The organism is Mesorhizobium sp. M0088 (assembly GCF_040322895.1).
GTDB lineage: Bacteria > Pseudomonadota > Alphaproteobacteria > Rhizobiales > Rhizobiaceae > Mesorhizobium.
Genome location: NZ_JAMYUI010000020.1, coordinates 111,050 through 129,851 on the forward strand (window position 1 = coordinate 111,050; position 18,802 = coordinate 129,851).

Consider the following 18,802-nt stretch of genomic DNA (forward strand, 5'->3'; position numbering starts at 1 on the left):
CTTCGCCGAAGGTCATGACCCACGGCAGACGGATCTGACTGGAGAGAGACAATGGGCACTTTTTTCTACGTGGTCCTGGCGTTCCTGATAGGCGTGTTGGTCGGCTGGTTCCTTTGGGGGCGCCTGCGCGGTGAACTCGACAGCTTGCGCGGCGACCTCGACCGTACACGCAGCGAACGCGACAGGCTGCGCACCGACGGCGACCGCCTGACCGGCGAACTCGATGCATGCGGCAAGACCCGCGCCGACCTCGAGCGCCGGCTGCGTGAAGCGTCGGCCGCACCTGCCGCCGGAAGCAGCGCGGCAAAGCCGGCAAGCCAGGCGCCGGCGGCCCTGATGTCGACCCCCGCGCCGGCCAAATCCGCCGCCACAAAGCCCGCGCCGGCTAAACCGGCCGCCGCTGCGAAAGCGGTCTCTGCCAAGCCGGTCTCTGCCAAGGCGGCGGCGAAACCCGCCGTCACCAAAACCTCGGCTCCAGCCAAATCCGCAACGAGCAAGCCTGCAACAGCCAAACCAGCAGCCGGTCCAGCATCCGGCAAGCCCGACAATCTGCGCCGGCTGATCGGTATCGGTCCGGTCAACGAGAAGCTGCTCAAGGCGCAAGGCGTCACCAACTTCGCCCAGATCGCGTCCTGGACCACGGCCGATATCAAACGGATCGAGGACATCATGAATTTCGACGGCCGCATCGCGCGCGAACGCTGGATCGAGCAGGCCAAGCTGCTCGCCGCCGGCAACGAGAAGGAATTCGCCAAGCAGTTTCCAACAGCCGGAACCTCCAGCAACAGCTGATCGCCAGGCGAGACCTGAAGATTGCAAGCGGCGGCGCCATATCGGCGCCGCCGTTTGCTCTTGGTTCCTGAGTTGGCCCAAACGTCGGCTTTAAGAGGCAGCGTGCCGTTCCCTCGATTGCGCGCGGGCGGCACCCCATATAGAGCGGTTGATGCTTCATAGACCGCAGCATGAGTCCCATGTCCCTGCCCGCCGCAATTTTTCGCAATGACAAAAGCGCGCGCCAGCTCGTTTTCGACCGGCCGGCCGATGTCATCGTGGCGCACGAAGCAGGGGATTTCGAACCGGCTCTGGAAGCAGCACAAGCCGCGCATGATGCAGGCAAATGGCTTGCCGGCTATTTCTCGTATGAGGCGGGCTACCTGCTCGAACCCAAGCTCGTTCCCCTGCTGCCGAATGGACGCCGGGCCCCACTCGTGTGCCTTGGGGTTTTCGATGCCCCGGTCGAAGAGGCGGTGCCGCCGCGCGACACCACGGCGACCAACGGCCCTATCTTCGACGCCCGTGCGACGTGGTCGCCCGAGGATTATGAAAAACGCTTCTCGCGGCTGCACCAGCACATCCGGCAAGGTGATTGCTACCAGGGCAATCTGACCTTTCCCGTGCATGCGCAATGGTCAGGCGAGCCGCTGGCCGCCTTCGATGCATTGACGGAACGTCAGCCGGTGAAATATGGCGCGCTGATCGCGCTCGGTGAACCCATCGTGCTGTCGCGCTCGCCTGAACTGTTCTTCGAGATCGACGCCGAGGGCATGATCGAGACGCATCCGATGAAGGGCACGGCGCCGCGAGGCGCGACCAAGGCCGAGGACGAACGGCAGAAGATCTTCCTGCGCAATGACGAGAAGAATCAGGCCGAAAACCGCATGATCGTCGATCTCCTGCGCAACGATATCTCGTTGATCAGCGAGGTCGGCACGCTGGACGTGCCGGCGCTGTTCCGCATCGAGACTTACCCGACCGTGCATCAGATGGTGAGCGACGTCAGGGCCAAACTGCTGCCGGGTCTCTCTATCCGCCAGATCTTCGCGGCGCTGTTTCCTTGCGGTTCGATCACCGGCGCGCCTAAGATCCGTGCCATGGAGATCCTGCGCGACCTGGAAGGCACGCCCCGCGATGCCTATTGCGGCGCCATAGGCTGGATCGCGCCCGGCGGCCCGATGCGCTTTTCCGTGGCGATCCGCACCATCTCGCTCTTTTCGGGCGGCGAGGCCGTCTACAATGTCGGAGGCGGCGTCGTCTTCGATTCGACGGCGCAGGAGGAGTATCAGGAGTGTCTGCTGAAAGCGCGCTTCGCGACGGGAACACCGCCGACTTTCAGTTGATCGAGACCATGCGCTGGGAACCCGGCCCGGGCTTCCTGCGCTTCGATCGCCATCTTGCGCGCCTCTATGGCTCGGCGGCGGAGCTCGGCTTCCACTGCGATCCAGGCACGGTCGGCGAGGCACTGAGCAGCGCAGTCGGCGGTTCCGGCGTTGCCATGCGCACGCGGCTCGTCCTGTCGCACGATGGTGAGGTGGCGGCCTCGGCGCAGCCTTATGAACCGCTCGCCGCCGACAAGGTCTGGATGCTGCGGCTGGCGCGGACGGGGCTCGATTCGCACGACACGCTGCTGCGCCACAAGACCAGCCGGCGGCAGCTCTACACGCGTGCCCGCGCCGAACACCTCATCACCCAGGCCGACGAGGTGCTTATGGCCAACGAGCGCGGCGAGATCTGTGAAGGCACGATCACCAATGTCTTTGCCGATCTCGGCGACGGCGTGCTGGCCACGCCCCGGCTCGACTGCGGCCTGCTGCCTGGTGTATTGCGCGCGCAGCTTCTGGATGAAGGCCGCGCCCGCGAAGCGATCTACAGCTTGGACGATCTGAAATCCGCCAAGTCCCTGTTCGTCGGCAATTCGCTGCGCGGACTGATCCCCGCAAGACTGACCTGAAACAGGACGACTGTGCCCACTCACACGCCCCCAGAGCATACGCTCCCCACCCACACGCCCTATGACGGCTCGTCGAAACTGTTCAGTATCGGGCTGAAGCCGCTCGATCCGGCGGACTGGATCGAGATCGACGGCCATCTGCTGCCGTATCTCGCCGAGAAGCACCGGCTCTATGCCGAAATCCCAGAGCGCGTTTTCGTCGAAGAGGACGGCACGCGCGATGCCCAGCAGGAAGTGCTCGACTTGCTCGCTGCGCATCTCCTGGAGAGGTTCCCCGAAACCCATCGGCTCGGCGGACCAGGCGTCGAGGTGGCGGGCGCGGCGAACCGACTGCCTGCTTCCCTCGCCGATGCGCCGCTGGCCAAGGCCTCACAGCTCGTCCAGGAAGACCTGATCCTGATGCGCCGTGGCGACAGCGGCTGGCGGCTGGTTGCCGGCTCGCTTTGCTTCCCCTCGTCCTGGTCGCTCCTGGAAAAATTCGGCAAGCCGCTGCAGGACATCCACGCGCCGGTGCCGGGTTTCGGCCCGGGCACGCGTCCGGCGGAACTCATCAACCGGATGTTCGATGGCCTCCAGGGGCAGGCCGTCGAGCGCTACAACTGGTCGATCCAGTCCGACAACGCGCTCTATCATCCGCTCTCCGACCTGCAGCGCATCGACCGCGCCACCAACCGGCCGTCGCGCTTTCCCGATGGCGACATCGACGCCCATGCGTTCATCCGCGTCGAGCGGCAGACCCTGCGCAAACTGCCTGTTTCACGCGATATCCTGTTCACCATCCGCATCCATCTCGATCCGCTCGCCGTGCTGGCCAGGCACCCTGATCGGGCGAAGCTCGCGGCGTCTTTCGCCGCCCAGCTCGAAGCGCTCGATCTCGCTCAGCTCGACTACAAGGGCCTGACATCAGACCGCGATCGGCTAGTCGACCGGCTCGGGGCGCTGGCGCTGTCCTAAATCGCGGCTAGGCCCAGCAGCAGGATCGCGGACATCGCGCTAAAGACGGTGACGTTGACATCCCACCGCCAACCCGCCGGTCCGAACGGCGGTCGGAATGGCAGGTAGCCGTTCTCGTCGTAGAGCACGCCGCCATAGATCGGTCGTGAAAGCATGGCCACGAAGAACGCTCCATACATGGCGACGCCCAATCCCCCGGCGAGATAGAGCCGCTCGGCTTGGAGTGGCCCTCCAATCCAGATAAGCCCCAGCGCAATCAGCGCGACTCCGGTGTAGCTCAGCACCTGCCAAACGACGTGAAACCGGGCGTGCGGAGTCCACAGCGGATTGGTGGCGTGGGTGGCGTTGAGGTCGGCTTTGATCGTCACCAAACCGTAGCCCACGGTCGCGACGCTCAGCAGAATTCGGGCAAGCAGATGACTGTCGTAAGCGAGTTCCATCGCACTTTCCTCCTTCAATAGGGAAATCGATGACGGCAATTCAGCAGATCGTAATCCGAAGTACTTCAACTAGGAAACAGCAGTATGCCGGTCGATGCCGCACTTTGCCGGGCCCCGACGCGGGAGCGTCACGCAGGCGAAACGGCTTGAATGGCGCCTTGGGCACAGAAGAGCTGCCCGTCGGCCAGCCGCGCATAATTGTGGACGATCCCGTTCTCATGATCCTGCAACTGCACGATGAAGTTGCCGCTCTGCTCCGTCCAGCTCATGAGCACGAGGTTCGGGCGTACGCTGGTCATGTCGATCTTGACCACCTCGTCAATTTTGGTGGCTCCGATCGACGCACGCACATGTAGTTCTTCCGGCGAGAAAAACGTCAGCCGGGGTACGAACGGGCCGAAAACGCAGTCGAAAGTCTTACCGATAAGCGAGGCGGGAAAAACATTGGTTTCTGCCATAACTCCCTCCCTGGGCGTGGCCGTTGGGACCAAGCCATTTGACGATCTTCGATGTTTCAGTCGCGAAAAATGCCCAGATACGCCTGCTTGGAGCGCTCCAAGTGATACGATCCGCCTTTTCCACTTTCCAGTCAACAAAATTCTTGGAGCGCTCCAAAAAATGGTCTAACTGAAGGTAAATGGGTGAATCGCAATGCCAACGCTAGCCGACGTGGGCAAGGCTGCCGGCGTTTCCCGGGGCACTGTTTCCAACGTCTTCAACCGGCCGGAGCTGGTTAGGCCTGAGTTGCGCGAACGTGTCGAAGCGGCTGCGCGAGCGCTTGGATTTGGCGGCCCCGATCCAAAGGGTCGATTGCTGCGGGATGGCAAGTTCAACGCCATCGGGTTCATGCCGCCTGGTGCCTACGCCATCTCCGACGTGCTCAGAAGTCCCTATCTCCGCGAGTTGGTGTTAGGCGTTTCGCTCGCCTGCGACGAGGCCGGAGCGGCGCTCAGTCTTGTAAACGGCACCGACAACACGCGCATCGCCAATATCCGCGAGGCCCTGGTCGACGGCTTCATCCTTGGTCACAGCGCGGATATCGGCCTCATAACATCGGCACAACGACGGCGTATGCCCTTCGTCATTCTCGAAAGCGACGCAGGTCCCGACATCAATTCGATAAAGATCGACGGCAGGAGTGGTGCGATCGCTGCCGTCCGGCATCTGACCGGGCTGGGACACCGACATTTTGCTATCCTGTCCATACGGAGGACTCCAGGCCCTCCGATCGTGCACATGCCCGGACAGGCAAAGCGCCCGCTTCTAGCCGGCTTCTCGCTCGACAACGAGAGGCTCGACGGCTTCAAACAGGGTTTGGCCGAGGCGAACCTGTCGATCGACGATGTCCCGATCATCGAGACGACGCCAGGCGAGCCGGCTGCTGGAGCGATTGTGTTCGACAATGTGCCTGAAGCGACCGCGATCCTGACCATGTCGGATTGGCAGGCGATCACAATACTCGACGAGGCGGTTTGTCGCGGCATAGAGGTGCCGGGCCACGTGTCGGTCATTGGCTTCGATGGCACTGCTGAATCCGCGCGCACCACACCTCCGCTGACGACTGTCGCGCAAGACGTGATCGGAAAAGGCAGGCTCGCCGCCCGCATGGTTCTTGACAACCAACCGCCCCGCCAAGTCGTTCTGCCCGTGGAGTTGGTCGTTCGGGCGTCCACAGCTGCGCCGAGGGCAAAAATCCCTTGAACGGACGGGGCACGTCGCTTGCGCTTGGCGAATGAGCTAACTTCGGTTCGGGTAGAGCCATTCATCCACGGTTTCAGCCTTAACCACGTAGCCAACGCAGCGTAGCCGCTAGTTGGCGCTTTTCTCTGGTTTGTGACAATGATCTGTGATGTAGCGCATGGCCGCCGGGCAAAAATTCCCGGTTTTGCGCATGTTTTCCCAGGTTCCTGGGTTTTGAAGGAGTGCTCGATAAAATGGCGAATGAAAACTGGCCCGTTTACGGTGAGATCAGCGGCCCTGTCGTGATGATCGGCTTCGGCTCGATCGGCCGTGGAACGCTGCCGCTGATCGAACGCCATTTCAAGTTCGACAAGTCGCGCATGACGGTCGTCGACCCGCGCGACACCGACCGCAAGCTGCTCGACGAGCGCGGCATCGCCTTCGTCCAGGAAGCCGTGACCGAGAAGAACTACAAGAAGCTCTTGACGCCGCTCCTGACCAATGGCGGCGGCCAGGGCTTTTGCATCAACCTGTCGGTCGATACCGGCTCGGTGGACCTGATGCGGCTCTGCCGCAAACTCGGCGTGCTCTACATCGACACCGTCGTCGAACCATGGCTCGGCTTCTATTTCGACGCCAAGGCGGACAACGCCAGCCGCACCAATTACGCGCTGCGCGAGTCGCTGCTCAAGGAAAAGCACGACAAGCCCGGCGGCGCCACGGCGGTCTCCACCTGCGGCGCCAATCCAGGCATGGTCTCGTGGTTCGTCAAGCAGGCGTTGGTCAATCTCGCCACCGATCTTGGCCTGGAGTTCTCGGAGCCCGCGCAGGACGACCGCGAGGGCTGGGCCAAGCTGATGAAGAAGGCCGGCGTCAAGGGCATCCACATCGCCGAACGCGACACCCAGCGCGCCAAGAAGCCGAAACCGATGGATGTGTTCTGGAACACCTGGTCGGTCGAAGGCTTCATCTCCGAGGGCCTGCAGCCCGCGGAACTTGGCTGGGGCACACACGAGACATGGATGCCGAAGAACGCCAAGAAGCACAAGCACGGCTCGAAGGCAGCCATCTATCTGGAGCAGCCGGGCGCCAACACGCGCGTGCGCTCGTGGTGTCCGACTCCCGGCGCGCAATACGGCCTGCTGGTGACGCATAATGAGGCGATCTCGATCGCCGATTTCTTCACCGTGCGTTCGAAGAAGGGCAAGGTCCAGTACCGCCCGACCTGCCACTATGCCTATCATCCCTGCAACGACGCGATGCTGTCGCTCGACGAGATGTTCGGCGCCGCCGGCAAGCCTCAGCCGGTGCATCATGTGCTCGACGAGAACGAGTTGATCGACGGCGTCGACGAACTCGGCGTGCTGCTCTACGGCCACGACAAGAATGCCTACTGGTACGGCTCGCAGCTGTCACTCGCCGAGGCGCGCAAGCTGGCGCCCTATCAGAACGCCACCGGCATGCAGGTCACCTCGGCGGTGCTCTCGGGCATGGTCTGGGCGCTCGAGAACCCCGAGGCCGGCATCGTCGAAGCCGACGAGATGGACTACAGGCGGTGCCTGGAAGTGCAGTCCCAGTACCTCGGACCGGTCAAGGGCTACTACACCGACTGGACGCCGCTCGATAACCGTCCCGGCCTGTTCCCGGAAGACCTCGACCGGAACGACCCGTGGCAGTTCCGCAACATCCTTGTGCGATAGCAGCACCGCCTACCTGCCTCACCGCCTTGCAATCGCCCGGAAATCGGGCGATTGAAGGGATGCGGACCACAACGACACGCATTCATCTGGACGCATGTCGCTCTGGAAACTTGGATGCACGCCTCGTGCTTGTCGAAAATCGATTCCGATTTTCGGGCCGATGCGAGAGGAGAGGATTTTCACATGATCATTGCGCGCAAAATTCTTTCGATGAGCGTGGCGGGTGCCATTGCGACGATGCTCGCCGCCTGTGCGACCAGCGGCCCTGATGAACCGCCGATGGCAGCGGCGCCGAAAGGTGTCGAGGGCTCATGGATCGACGCCAAGGGCACCGGCCTGTCGACCTTCGCCGGCGGTACCTTCACGACGGTCGCCACCGACACCGGCCAGAAGCTTGCCGACGGCAGCTATACGATGACCGGCGCCACATCGGTGCAGATCAACGGCACCTCGCTGATCCGCCAGACCGCGGTCAGTTTCAACTGCCTGATGGTGTCGACAAGCCAGCTCAACTGCACCAGCTCCAGCGGTCAGAATTTCGTGCTGACAAGGCGCGTCTGAACCCACGACCATTCGTTTCTCAAGGACGGCGGCCGTTTGGCGGCCGTCCTTTTTTATGCCGGCAAAGGGTCCCGGATTCCGCTTGCGTCATCCAGAACGCGATGGGAACATGGCCGAAGCGCCGGCTGTTATGTTCCAGTCAAGCAAGAGCGCTAATGGCCTCTGATCAGCTTTCCGGGAGACGAAGATGAAGAAGCTTGCCGCCATTGCAGCCCTGTCAGCCTCAGCCCTCGGTCTGTCGGCCGGCGCGTCCTTTGCCGACTACACGCTGAACATCCTGCATATCAACGACTGGCACAGCCGCATCGAAGGCAACAACAAATATGAATCGACCTGCTCGGCGGACGAGGAAACCAAGGGCGAGTGCATCGGTGGCGCGGGCCGGCTGATCACCGCGATCGCCCAGGAGCGCAAGAAGCTGCAAGGCCAGAACGTGCTGCTGCTCAGCGCAGGCGACAATTTCCAGGGTTCACTGTTCTACTCCACTTACAAGGGCAAGGTCGAAGGCGAATTCCTCAACGACATGAAGTTCGATGCCATGGCGCTCGGCAACCATGAATTCGACGACGGCGAAGTGGCCCTGGCGCCGTTCCTCGACATGATCAAGTTCCCGGTGCTCGGCGCCAATGTGAAGGCCAACGCGCAATCCAAGCTCGGCGACCGCGTCAAGCCATCTGTTGTCGTCGAGGTCGGCGGCCAGAAAATCGGCATCATCGGCGCGATCACCAACGACACGCCGGACCTCGCTTCCCCCGGACCCAACGTCGCAATAGAGGACGACGTCAAGTCGATCACCGCCGAGGTCGAGAAGCTCAAGGGCGAAGGCGTCAACAAGATCATCGCCGTGACCCATATCGGCTACAGGCGCGAGCGTGACGTCATTGCCAAGATCCCGGGCATCGATGTCGTCGTCGGCGGCCACAGCCATTCGCTGCTGTCGAACACCGACCCCAAGGCGGAAGGCCCCTACCCGACGATGGTCGACAATCCGGACGGCTACAAGGTGCCGGTGGTGCAGGCGGCGTCCTACTCGAAATATCTCGGCGAGTTCAAGGTGGTGTTCGACGACAATGGCGTCGTCAAATCGGCCAGCGGCGACCCGATCTATCTCGACAAGTCGATCACCCCCGACCCGGCCGTGCTCGCCCGTATCAAGGAGCTTGGAGCGCCGATCGAGGCGTTGAAGAACAAGGAAGTGGCGGAAACCACCGACGTCATCGACGGCAGTCGCGAGAGCTGCCGCACCCGCGAATGCGCGATGGGCAATCTCGTCTCCGACGCCATCCTCGACCGCGTCAAGGGACAGGGCGTCGAGATCGTCATCTCCAATGGCGGCGGCCTGCGCGCCTCGATCGACAAGGGCACCGTCACCATGGGCGAAGTGCTGACCGTGCTGCCGTTCCAGAACACGCTGGCGACCTTCCAGATTTCGGGCAAGGATCTGGTGGCCAGCCTCGAGGGCGGCCTCAGCCAGGTCGAGGACGGCGCCGGGCGCTTCCCGCAGGTCGCCGGCCTGAAATACTCCTTCGACAAATCCGTCGCGCCCAATGCCGGCCGCGTCAAATCGGTGGAGGTCATGGAGGGCGGCGCCTGGACGCCGATCAAGCCGGACAAGGACTATCTGGTCGCCACCAACAACTATGTCCGCCAGGGTGGCGACGGCTACAAGGTCTTCGCCGACAAGGCCAAGAATGCCTATGATTACGGCCCCGGCCTCGAACAGGTGGTTGCCGACTACCTCGGCGCCCACCGGCCCTACACGCCGAAGCTCGACGGCCGCATCACCGAAATAGCCGCGACCGTCGCCGCGGCGCCTGCGGCCCCGGCAACCGATCCGGCCAAGCCAGCCGAAGCAGCGCCGGCCACGCCGGCGCCCGCACCGGCTGAAGCCGCCAAGCCTGCCGATGCGGCACCGGCAATGCCCGAATTGCCGGCCAACTCGGGCGATATCGCCAACACACCCCCGGCCATATCGACAGAGGGAGCGCCACCCCCGCCGGCGCCACCGGCAGAGGCGGCAAAACCGGCTGAAGCAGCCCCCGCCCCGGCGGCACCGGCTCCCGCCGCCGAGCCGGCAAAGCCAGCGGAGGCCGTGCCGGCCGAAGCCAGCCATGTCATCGTTGCCGGCGACACTTATTGGGATCTGGCCAAGAAGGCCTATGGCGACGGTGCCAAATGGAAGGTCATTTCGGGCGCCAACGAGGGTTATGAGCCGCGCCGGCTTCCTGTTGGCGCAACGCTGACCATCCCGCCGCAATAGCCCCGCTATATGCCTGAATGACACCGCCCGTCCGAAAACCGGACGGGCGTCCTGTTTTCGGGCTAATTCATGTCGCCCCAAAGTGACCTCGGTTTGGGAGAACGAGGTGCATAAAAACAAAGGCTTAAAGCGGGTCGTCTGAATCCATTCAGACAATCCGCTTTAAGGTGCGGCCAGACGCTGCATTGAATGCGCGCGCAAGATGGTTAGGTTCGCGTCTTCCGGAGAACCCTTATGACGCTTCCCACCCCTGCCGAACCCAAGGCCGCAAAGGCGCCCGGCCCGTTGCCCGCTGGGCATCCGCCGGTCAAGGCGGGCAAGATCGGCGTCATGCTGGTCAATCTGGGTACGCCCGACGGCACCGATTTCAAGCCGATGTGGCGCTATCTCCGTGAATTCCTGTCCGACCCGCGCGTCATCGAACTCAACAGGGCGATCTGGTACCCGATCCTCTATGGCCTTGTGCTCACCAGGCGGCCCAAGAAATCGGGCGCCAACTACGCACGGATCTGGAACCGGGAAAAGAACGAGTCGCCGCTGCGCACCTATACCCGCGCCCAGGCCGAAAAGCTGGCCGAAGCGCTGCGCGACCTGCCTGATGTCGTCGTCGACTGGGCGATGCGCTACGGCAACCCTTCAACCGCCAGCATTGCCCAGCGTCTGGTCGACCAGGGCTGCGACCGCATCCTTACCTTCCCGCTCTATCCGCAATATTCGGCGACGACCACGGCAACCGCCAATGATCAGCTGTTTCGCGCGCTGATGAAGATGCGCCGCGCACCGGCCGTCCGCAGCGTGCCGCCCTACTATGACGAGCCGGTCTATATCGAGGCGCTGGCGCGCTCGATCGAACGGCATCTGGCGACGCTGGACTTCGAGCCGGAGGTGGTCATCACCTCCTATCACGGCATTCCAAAACCGTATTTCGAGAAGGGCGACCCCTATCATTGCCATTGCCAGAAGACGACGCGGCTGTTGCGCGAACGGCTCGGCTGGGATGACAAGAAACTGATCATCACCTTCCAGTCACGCTTCGGCGCGCAGGAATGGCTGCAGCCCTACACCGACAAGACGGTGGAAAAACTCGCGCAGGACGGCGTCAAGTCGATCGGCATCGTCAATCCCGGCTTTTCCGTCGACTGCATCGAGACGCTGGACGAGATCGGCCGCGAGGCGGCTGAAACCTTCCACCATGCCGGCGGCAAGAATTTCGCCCATATACCTTGCCTCAACGATAGCGCGGAAGGGATGGCGGTGATCGAGGCGATGGTGCGGCGCGAACTGTCCGGCTGGGTCTAACCCGGAACAACACAAGCTCCGGGGCGTTAAGGCGCGCCTCCGGAGAATGCGATGCCCCGCAAACTCGACCTCAGAACTGGCCAGCCCGTCTGGTCGGCCTATCGCGCGCCTGCGGTGCCGACGGACGGCCTGATCCGGGACGTCAACACGGATGTGCTGGTCGTCGGTATGGGCATCAGCGGCGCCATGATGGCCGAGGCGCTGACGGCCGATGGCCATCGGGTCATCTGCATCGACCGGCGCGGCCCGCTGAAGGGCTCGACGGCCGCAACCACCGCACTGGTGGCATTCGAAATAGACCAGCCTCTCTCCACGCTCTCGAAGATGGTCGGCAGAGCTTCGGCCCAGCAGGCCTGGCGACGCTCGCGGCTCGCCGTTTCCAATCTCGCCGGACGCATTGCCGAACTCGGCATCAACTGTGGCCTAAGCCGCATGCCGTCACTCTATCTGGCCGGCACGATGCTTGGTCCGCCGGAACTGCGCGACGAGGCCGAGGCACGTCGGCTAGCCGGCATCGGCGCCATCTGCTTAACCCGACAACAGCTAGCCGAGAAATTCGGCATCGACCGCGAAGGCGCCATTCTCGGCCACGGCAATATCGCCCTCGACCCACGCAAGCTGACGGCTGGGCTGCTGCTGAAATCCCTGGAGCGCAAGGCACGCTTCTATGCCCCCGTGGAAGCCACAATGATCGAGGACAGCGCCGAAGCTGTTGTCGTCACGACCAGGGATGGCCCGACCATAACCGCACGACATGTTGTTCTGGCCACCGGCTACGAACTTGTCGACATCGTGCCGGCCACCGCCCACCGGATCATCTCGACATGGGCGATTGCGACACGCCCGCAACCGCGAAAGCTCTGGCCGGACGCAGCGTTCATCTGGGAAGCGTCGGAGCCGTATCTGTATATGCGCACGACGGTCGACGGCCGGGTCATTTGCGGCGGCGAGGACGAGGATTTTATCGACGAAGCGCGGCGCGACGCACTGATCGCCGACAAGAGCACACGCATCGCCGAGAAGCTCGGCCTGATAGTTCCGCATCTCGACACCAGACCCGATTTTGCCTGGACCGGCTCGTTCGGCACCACGACCACCGGCCTGCCCTATATCGGCGCCATTCCCCGCCACCCGCGCATCCATGCGGTGATGGGCTACGGCGGCAACGGCATCACCTTCTCGCAGGTCGCTTCCGAGATTGTCCCGGCTTCGATCAACGGGCTGGATGACATGGATGCAAGATTGTTTGCCTTCAACCGCTGAGTGCAACCCTATAAACAATCCATCATCACCTGATTGTAACGCATCTGAAATACACTTAAGTCTTTGGTGAAGTCGGCGGCGCGAGAATGGCTTGTGCGGCCTTCGTCTGAGGGAGAGCCAAATGGATTTCAGTGGTTTCGATATTGCGATTGGTGCACTTGCACTTCTGGTATTGGTGCTGCTGATCAAAGGCATCAGGACAATCCCGCAAGGTTACAATTATACGGTGGAGCGCTTTGGCCGTTACACCAAGACACTGAGCCCAGGCCTCAATTTCATTTTCCCGTTCATCGACCGTATCGGCGCCAAGATGAACATGATGGAGCAGGTGCTCGACGTTCCGAGCCAGGAAATCATCACCCGCGACAACGCCATTGTCGGTGTCGACGGCATCGCCTTTTTCCAGATCCTCAACGCGGCGCAGGCCGCCTACCAGGTTTCCGGCCTGCAGAACGCCATCCTCAATCTGACGATGACCAACATCCGTACCGTCATGGGTTCGATGGATCTCGATGAACTCCTGTCGAACCGTGACGCCATCAACGAGCGCCTGCTGCGTGTCGTCGATGAGGCAGCCCACCCGTGGGGCATCAAGATCACCCGCGTCGAAATCAAGGACATCAACCCGCCGGCCAACCTTATCGAATCGATGGGCCGGCAGATGACCGCGGAACGCAACAAGCGTGCCCAGATCCTTGCCGCCGAAGGCCTCAAGCAGTCGCAGATCCTCGAGGCCGAGGGCCGCAAGGAAGCCGCCTTCCGCGATGCCGAGGCGCGCGAACGTTCGGCCGAGGCGGAAGCCCGCGCCACCCAGGTGGTGTCGGAAGCGATCTCCAAAGGCGATGTGCAGGCGCTGAACTACTTCGTAGCGCTGAAATACACTGAAGCGCTTGGCAGGATCGGCACGGCCACCAATAGCAAGATCGTGCTGATGCCCTTCGAGGCATCGTCGCTGATCGGTTCGCTCGGCGGCATTGGCGAAATCGCCAAGGAAGTCTTCCGCAGCGAAGGCACGACCGGCTCGCAGAGGCAGGCCGCGCGCCCGCCGGTCGTTCGCACAACCGACAACTGAGGTCGAAACCAATGATCGACCGCATCGTTTCCGAACTCGGCCCGTGGAACTGGATGGTACTCGGTTTCATCCTGCTGGTGATGGAAGTCATCGCGCCGGGTATCTTCATGCTGTGGATCGGCATCGCCGCGCTGATCATCGGCGCCGTGTCGCTGCTGGTCTGGGACGCCGGCTTCTGGACCTGGCAGGTCCAGGTCCTCGCCTTCCTGGCGCTGTCGCTGGTCTCGGCCTATGTCGGCAAGAAGCTGGTCGGCAGCCGCAACGACCCGACCGACCAGCCGCTGCTCAACCGGCGCGGCGCGCAAATGGTCGGCAGGATGGCGACACTTGCCGAGCCGATCCGGGACGGACGCGGGCGCATCAAGCTGGGCGATACGCTGTGGCGTGTCTCCGGCCCGGATTTGCCGGCCGGCACGCAAGTGCGCGTGACGGGCGCGGCCGATACGGATCTGGAACTGACCGTCGAGGCGGTCTGAATTCTTGAAACCCACCGCTTGGACAAGGTGTGTTGAGATTCAGGTCAGGCCGAGTCGAAAACGGTGGGTTCCGAGAACCAGAGCGGAGCGTACTTTGGGTACGTGAGCACCGGAAGCGCAGGAAACCGTCGTTTGCAGGCCGGCATCACCTTAAGATCAGCACACCTTAGGCGGCGCCGATACGCAGCAGGTCGTGCAGGTGGATGAGGCCGACTGGTTTCCGGCCCTCCACCACCATCAGGCTGGTGATGGCTGAATTGTTGATCGTCTGCAGCGCCGTTGCCACCAGCGTGTCCGGCGTCGCGGTCTTCGGGCCTTTTGTCATCACCTGATCCACCGTCATCGCCAGCAGATTGCTGCCGATGTGACGGCGGATGTCGCCATCGGTGATGATGCCGACCAGCGCCCCGTGGGCGTCGGTGATCGCGACGCAGCCAAATCCCTTGCGCGACAGTTCCAGGATCGCGTCCTGCATGCCGGTGCCCGCAACCACCAGCGGCAGCCTGTCGCCGACATGCATGATCTCGCGGATCTGCGTCAGATTTGCGCCGAGCTGGCCGCCCGGGTGGAAGGTGCGGAAATGGTCCGGCGTGAAGCCGCGCGCTTCCAGCAGCGCAATCGCCAGCGCGTCGCCCATCACCAGTTGCAGCAGCGTCGATGTCGTTGGCGCCAGGCCGTGCGGGCAGGCCTCGGGAGCGCGTGGCAAAAGCAGCACCACGTCCGCCGCCCGCGCCAGCGCCGACGTCTCTCCGGCGGTGATGGCGATCAACGGGATGGAAAAACGCCTGGAATAGGCGACGATGCCCATCAGTTCCTTGCTTTCGCCCGACCACGACATGGCGATGATGGCGTCGTCCCTGGCGATCATGCCGAGATCGCCGTGGTTGGCTTCGGCGGGATGGACAAAGAAAGCCGGCGTGCCTGTCGAGGCCAGCGTCGCCGCGATCTTCGAACCGATATGGCCGCTTTTGCCGACACCGGTGACGATGAGCCGGCCTTCAATCCCCGAGATCGTCTCGACGGCCTGGGCGAAAGGCCCGGCCAATCCGTTCTCCAAGGCCTCGGCGAGGGCTGCGACACCAGCCTGTTCTGTCGCCACCGTCCTCAGCGCCGAAGCGATCGAGGCTTGCCTGTCCGAAGGTTTCTTATCCAGGGATCCCGCATGCATGGCTGATGCGATTAGCGCTTTGCCGGCGCGCTGTCCAACAGAAATGGCCCAAGGCATGCCCGATCGTGCGGTGGTTTTAGATGACGGCAGGCGCGAAAACCAAAAGCTTAACGCAGGCGGTATGAATCCCTTTGGAAATCAGCGCTTCAGCTGGTTGACGGGCCGCCGCCTCAACCCTCCGTTAACCATCCCCATTTACGGTTCGGTAAGTATGGCGCGCGTGCGCCGCGCAAGCAGTGGTGGCGATGTCCGGGGCCCAGCCAGAAAATTCGACAGGAAGAAAGGGCAAGGCGGTCTGCGCCTTGCTGCTGGCAACCAGCATGTTTGCCTTGCTGCGCCCGACTGCGCTCCATGCCCAGGAAACCGAACTGCGCGGCGAGGTTTCGGAATCGGCGATCCTGTCCGACCAGCAGCGCAAGGCGAGACAGCTGGCCCTGGCAGCGCAGGGTCAACAGCCGGCCAATGCCGCGCAGGACAATGCGCCGGCCCGCACCTATCTGCCGGCCAGCGCCGGTGCTGTGCCTGACGATACGGATACCGGCGATGCCATCGCGACCGGCAGCCTCTTCGACCAGCCGGCAGCCACTGACGACACGTCCGCCGACATCGCGGCGCCGCCCAAGCCTCGCCGCCGCTCATCGACTGCCGGGCAGAATGCTGCTGACCAGGCCAAGGACAAGGCTGCCGACAAGTCGAAAAAGAAGAAGAAATCGACGGCCGACACCTCCGACATCACCGCCTCCACGACGGACGCCACCGATGGTGAAGACACCGATGCGGACACGGCCAACCGCCGCGCCCTCACCATCGACAGTGCCGACAGGCAGAAGCTCGACCCAGGCGCGGAGCGCACGGACGCCATCGAAGGCCAGAAGAAGAAACCGGAGGATGATCCGTTTGCCGCCACCGGCGTCAAATGGGGCTCCTTCGTCATCCGGCCGACGATCGAACAGGGCCTGACCGCCACCTCGAACGGCGATTCGAGCAGTGCCGGCACGTCGGCGCTGCTGTCCGAGACAGCGCTGCGCTTTTCCGCCGCCTCCGACTGGCGCGAGAACTCAGCCACGATCGACGGCTATGGCCTTTTTCGCGAGACCGTGTCGGGTTACCCGGTTCACGACGCGCAAGGGCGCATCGAAGGCCAGCTCAATGTCGACCTCGACAATGAGTTGCGAGCCATCGCCAAGCTCGGCTACGAGGCCGTGCCGGAATCGGCATCATCACCGGACGCCATTGCCGGCGTCAGCAAGCAGCCGCTGCGGCAGACCATCGATGGCAGCCTCGCCGTCGAAAAGCATCTCGGCAAGATGCAGTACACGCTAACCGGCGCGGTCTCGCACGATTTTTACGGCGACGCCAAGCTCTCGGACGGCACCTCGCTGTCGCAGAAGGATCAGGACTCGACGCTCTACACCGCGACGTTGCGCACCGGCTACGAGATCTCCCCTGCCCTGACCCCGTTCACTGAAATCGAGGTCGGCCGCCGGACCTATGATCAACGCATCGACAATGAAGGCTTCGAGCGCTCGTCGACGCGGCTCGGCGCCCGCGCTGGCCTTGCACTCGACATGGGCGAGAAGCTGTCGGGCGAATTCTCGGCCGGCTGGCTCAGGGAAGCGATCGACGACAAAAACCTTGATGCGATCTCGGGTGCCACCGTCAACGCCGACCTCAAATGGTCACCGGAGCGCGGCACCACGATCGGCCTGACCGGGCGGACCACCGTCGAGCCCACGACCACATCGGGCGAAAGCGGCGACATCCTCTATTCCGGTCGCCTGACCGGCGAACGCCAGATTCGCGCCAACCTCACCGCCAATGCGGCTCTGGGCCTCGACTGGCGTGATTACATCGGCATCGATGGCCATGACAGGGTGTTGAGCGCCGAGGCCGGACTGACCTGGTGGCTGAACCGCTACGCCGGCCTCACCACAAGGGTGAGGACCGAGAAACTGACCAGCAATCTGCCGGGCCGGGACTACACCGCCAACAGCATCTTCCTCGGCGTGAAAGTGCAGCGCTGAGGACTTGCGTGCCAAACGTGCGTTGAGATCAGACCGGCCCTTCCGCGGACCGGCTGAACATCGACATCGACTTAAGATGCGGCGCCGCGGCGCTCGGATGGCTTCATCTCATCGAGAAGCGTGCGGATCACACCGGCCATGTTCTCGTTCATGTCGCTGCGCCACAGCGCGAAGGCGACATTGGCCTCGACAAAACCTTCCGGCGATCCGCAGTCGAACGTGCGGCCTCGATAGTGGTAGCCGTAGAAAGGCTGCTGCTTTTCCAGCTTCAGCATGGCGTCGGTGAGCTGGATCTCGTTGCCGGCGCCTTTTTCCTGGCCTTCAAGGATCTTGAAGATCTCCGGCTGCAGGATGTAGCGGCCGTTGATGTAAAGATTGGACGGCGCGGTGCCGGCCTTCGGCTTTTCCACCATCTCGGTGATGCGGAAACCGTGATGCGTGTCCTCGCCGCGGCCGACGATGCCGTATTTGTGGGTTTCGGCGGGAGCGCATTCCTGCACCGCGATGATGTTGTTGCCGGTCTCCTCGTAGAGCTCGACCATTGCCTTCGTGCAGCTCTTCTCCGACTGCATGATCATGTCGGGCAGCAACAGCGCGAAGGGCTCGTCGCCGACGAGCTCGCGGGCGCACCAGACGGCATGGCCAAGTCCCATCGGTACCTGCTGGCGTGTGAAACTGGTCTGCCCCGGCGCCGGCTGCAGCCGTTGCAGGCGGGCGAGCTGGTCGTCCTTGCCGCGCTGGGCCAGCGTGTCATAGAGTTCGAACTGGATGTCGAAATGGTCCTCGATGACGGCCTTGTTGCGGCCGGTGACGAAGATGAAATGCTCGATGCCGGCCTCGCGTGCCTCATCCACCACATACTGGATCACCGGCCGGTCGACGACGGTCAGCATTTCCTTGGGGACAGCCTTGGTGGCCGGGAGAAACCGTGTGCCGAGACCGGCGACCGGGAAGACTGCCTTGCGAACTCTCTTCATGCTTTCAATTATCCGTTTGAGGGCCAGCTCCGCAATCCCCGTTCCAAGACATTTTCACGCCGGAATTCGGGACTACTGGGCAACTGAGAGGAATGTCCACCGGTAAAGCTTCGAAGCGTCTTTTCGTTCCCGGTGGCGCCTATGGTAAACTAATTCCTAACCTGGTTCGGCGATGAATGGTCTTTCCTGAGACAGAGAAG

17 protein-coding genes are annotated in these 18,802 nt (G+C 62.8%); 13 read left to right on the forward strand and 4 right to left on the reverse strand.

Annotation, left to right across the window (positions count from 1 at the left end; all coding sequences use genetic code 11):
- The first annotated feature begins 51 nt into the window (after window positions 1–51).
- The 4 genes from NKJ67_RS23580 to NKJ67_RS23595 all read left to right on the forward strand — a co-directional run bounded on the left by NKJ67_RS23580 (window position 52) and on the right by NKJ67_RS23595 (window position 3,682).
- Complete coding sequence (locus NKJ67_RS23580; protein WP_352583380.1) at window positions 52–792, forward strand: helix-hairpin-helix domain-containing protein; 741 nt, start codon at window positions 52–54, stop codon at window positions 790–792.
- 179 nt (window positions 793–971) lie between these two features.
- Window positions 972–2,117: an aminodeoxychorismate synthase component I gene (locus NKJ67_RS23585; protein WP_352583382.1), complete on the forward strand. Its 1,146-nt coding sequence runs from the start codon at window positions 972–974 to the stop codon at window positions 2,115–2,117.
- On the forward strand, window positions 2,066–2,728 hold the full coding sequence (locus NKJ67_RS23590; protein WP_352583384.1) for an aminotransferase class IV family protein: 663 nt from the start codon (window positions 2,066–2,068) through the stop codon (window positions 2,726–2,728). Before NKJ67_RS23585 ends, NKJ67_RS23590 begins: the two co-directional genes overlap by 52 nt.
- 12 nt (window positions 2,729–2,740) lie before the next feature.
- The gene (locus tag NKJ67_RS23595) at window positions 2,741–3,682 is read left to right on the forward strand and encodes a heme-dependent oxidative N-demethylase family protein (protein WP_352583386.1); all 942 of its coding nucleotides are present in this window, start codon (window positions 2,741–2,743) and stop codon (window positions 3,680–3,682) included.
- Here the strand turns inward: NKJ67_RS23595 and NKJ67_RS23600 are convergent.
- Window positions 3,679–4,122 (reverse strand): hypothetical protein, encoded by a 444-nt coding sequence (locus tag NKJ67_RS23600; RefSeq protein WP_352583388.1) that lies wholly within the window; start codon window positions 4,120–4,122, stop codon window positions 3,679–3,681. The two genes, NKJ67_RS23595 and NKJ67_RS23600, sit on opposite strands and share 4 nt — an antisense overlap.
- Before the next feature lie 128 nt (window positions 4,123–4,250).
- The gene (locus NKJ67_RS23605; protein WP_352583390.1) at window positions 4,251–4,580 is read right to left on the reverse strand and encodes a MoaF-related domain-containing protein; all 330 of its coding nucleotides are present in this window, start codon (window positions 4,578–4,580) and stop codon (window positions 4,251–4,253) included.
- Between the two features lie 193 nt (window positions 4,581–4,773).
- Between NKJ67_RS23605 and NKJ67_RS23610 the strand changes: the two genes are divergently transcribed.
- The 8 genes from NKJ67_RS23610 to NKJ67_RS23645 all read left to right on the forward strand — a co-directional run bounded on the left by NKJ67_RS23610 (window position 4,774) and on the right by NKJ67_RS23645 (window position 14,433).
- A complete protein-coding gene (locus tag NKJ67_RS23610; RefSeq protein ID WP_352583392.1) occupies window positions 4,774–5,823 on the forward strand; it encodes a LacI family DNA-binding transcriptional regulator in 1,050 nt (349 codons plus the stop codon).
- Between the two features lie 233 nt (window positions 5,824–6,056).
- Entirely contained in the window at window positions 6,057–7,502 is a 1,446-nt protein-coding gene (locus NKJ67_RS23615; RefSeq protein WP_352583394.1) for a homospermidine synthase, read from the forward strand.
- A 183-nt stretch (window positions 7,503–7,685) separates the two neighbouring features.
- Window positions 7,686–8,063 carry an outer membrane lipoprotein Omp10 gene (omp10, locus tag NKJ67_RS23620; RefSeq protein WP_127259982.1) on the forward strand — a complete coding sequence of 126 codons (378 nt, stop codon included), beginning with the start codon at window positions 7,686–7,688 and terminating at the stop codon, window positions 8,061–8,063.
- Window positions 8,064–8,250: 187 nt separating this feature from the next.
- Window positions 8,251–10,323: a 5'-nucleotidase C-terminal domain-containing protein gene (locus NKJ67_RS23625; RefSeq protein WP_352583396.1), complete on the forward strand. Its 2,073-nt coding sequence runs from the start codon at window positions 8,251–8,253 to the stop codon at window positions 10,321–10,323.
- 234 nt (window positions 10,324–10,557) lie between these two features.
- Window positions 10,558–11,622 (forward strand): ferrochelatase, encoded by a 1,065-nt coding sequence (gene hemH / locus NKJ67_RS23630; RefSeq protein WP_352583398.1) that lies wholly within the window; start codon window positions 10,558–10,560, stop codon window positions 11,620–11,622.
- A gap of 51 nt (window positions 11,623–11,673) precedes the next feature.
- A complete protein-coding gene (locus NKJ67_RS23635) occupies window positions 11,674–12,885 on the forward strand; it encodes an NAD(P)/FAD-dependent oxidoreductase (RefSeq protein WP_352583400.1) in 1,212 nt (403 codons plus the stop codon).
- A 121-nt stretch (window positions 12,886–13,006) separates the two neighbouring features.
- The gene (locus tag NKJ67_RS23640; RefSeq protein ID WP_352583402.1) at window positions 13,007–13,957 is read left to right on the forward strand and encodes an SPFH domain-containing protein; all 951 of its coding nucleotides are present in this window, start codon (window positions 13,007–13,009) and stop codon (window positions 13,955–13,957) included.
- An 11-nt stretch (window positions 13,958–13,968) separates the two neighbouring features.
- Window positions 13,969–14,433 carry an NfeD family protein gene (locus NKJ67_RS23645; protein WP_127269754.1) on the forward strand — a complete coding sequence of 155 codons (465 nt, stop codon included), beginning with the start codon at window positions 13,969–13,971 and terminating at the stop codon, window positions 14,431–14,433.
- A gap of 166 nt (window positions 14,434–14,599) precedes the next feature.
- Here NKJ67_RS23645 and NKJ67_RS23650 read toward each other — a convergent pair whose 3' ends face one another.
- The gene (locus NKJ67_RS23650) at window positions 14,600–15,601 is read right to left on the reverse strand and encodes a KpsF/GutQ family sugar-phosphate isomerase (protein WP_352583404.1); all 1,002 of its coding nucleotides are present in this window, start codon (window positions 15,599–15,601) and stop codon (window positions 14,600–14,602) included.
- Window positions 15,602–15,846: 245 nt separating this feature from the next.
- On the opposite strand from NKJ67_RS23650, the gene NKJ67_RS23655 reads away from it, so the two are divergent.
- Window positions 15,847–17,625, forward strand: coding sequence for an outer membrane beta-barrel protein (locus tag NKJ67_RS23655; protein ID WP_352583406.1), 1,779 nt, complete (start codon window positions 15,847–15,849; stop codon window positions 17,623–17,625).
- Window positions 17,626–17,696: 71 nt separating this feature from the next.
- Here the strand turns inward: NKJ67_RS23655 and galU are convergent, their stop codons facing one another.
- Complete coding sequence (gene galU, locus NKJ67_RS23660) at window positions 17,697–18,602, reverse strand: UTP--glucose-1-phosphate uridylyltransferase GalU (protein ID WP_127270261.1); 906 nt, start codon at window positions 18,600–18,602, stop codon at window positions 17,697–17,699.
- Window positions 18,603–18,802 lie beyond the last annotated feature (200 nt).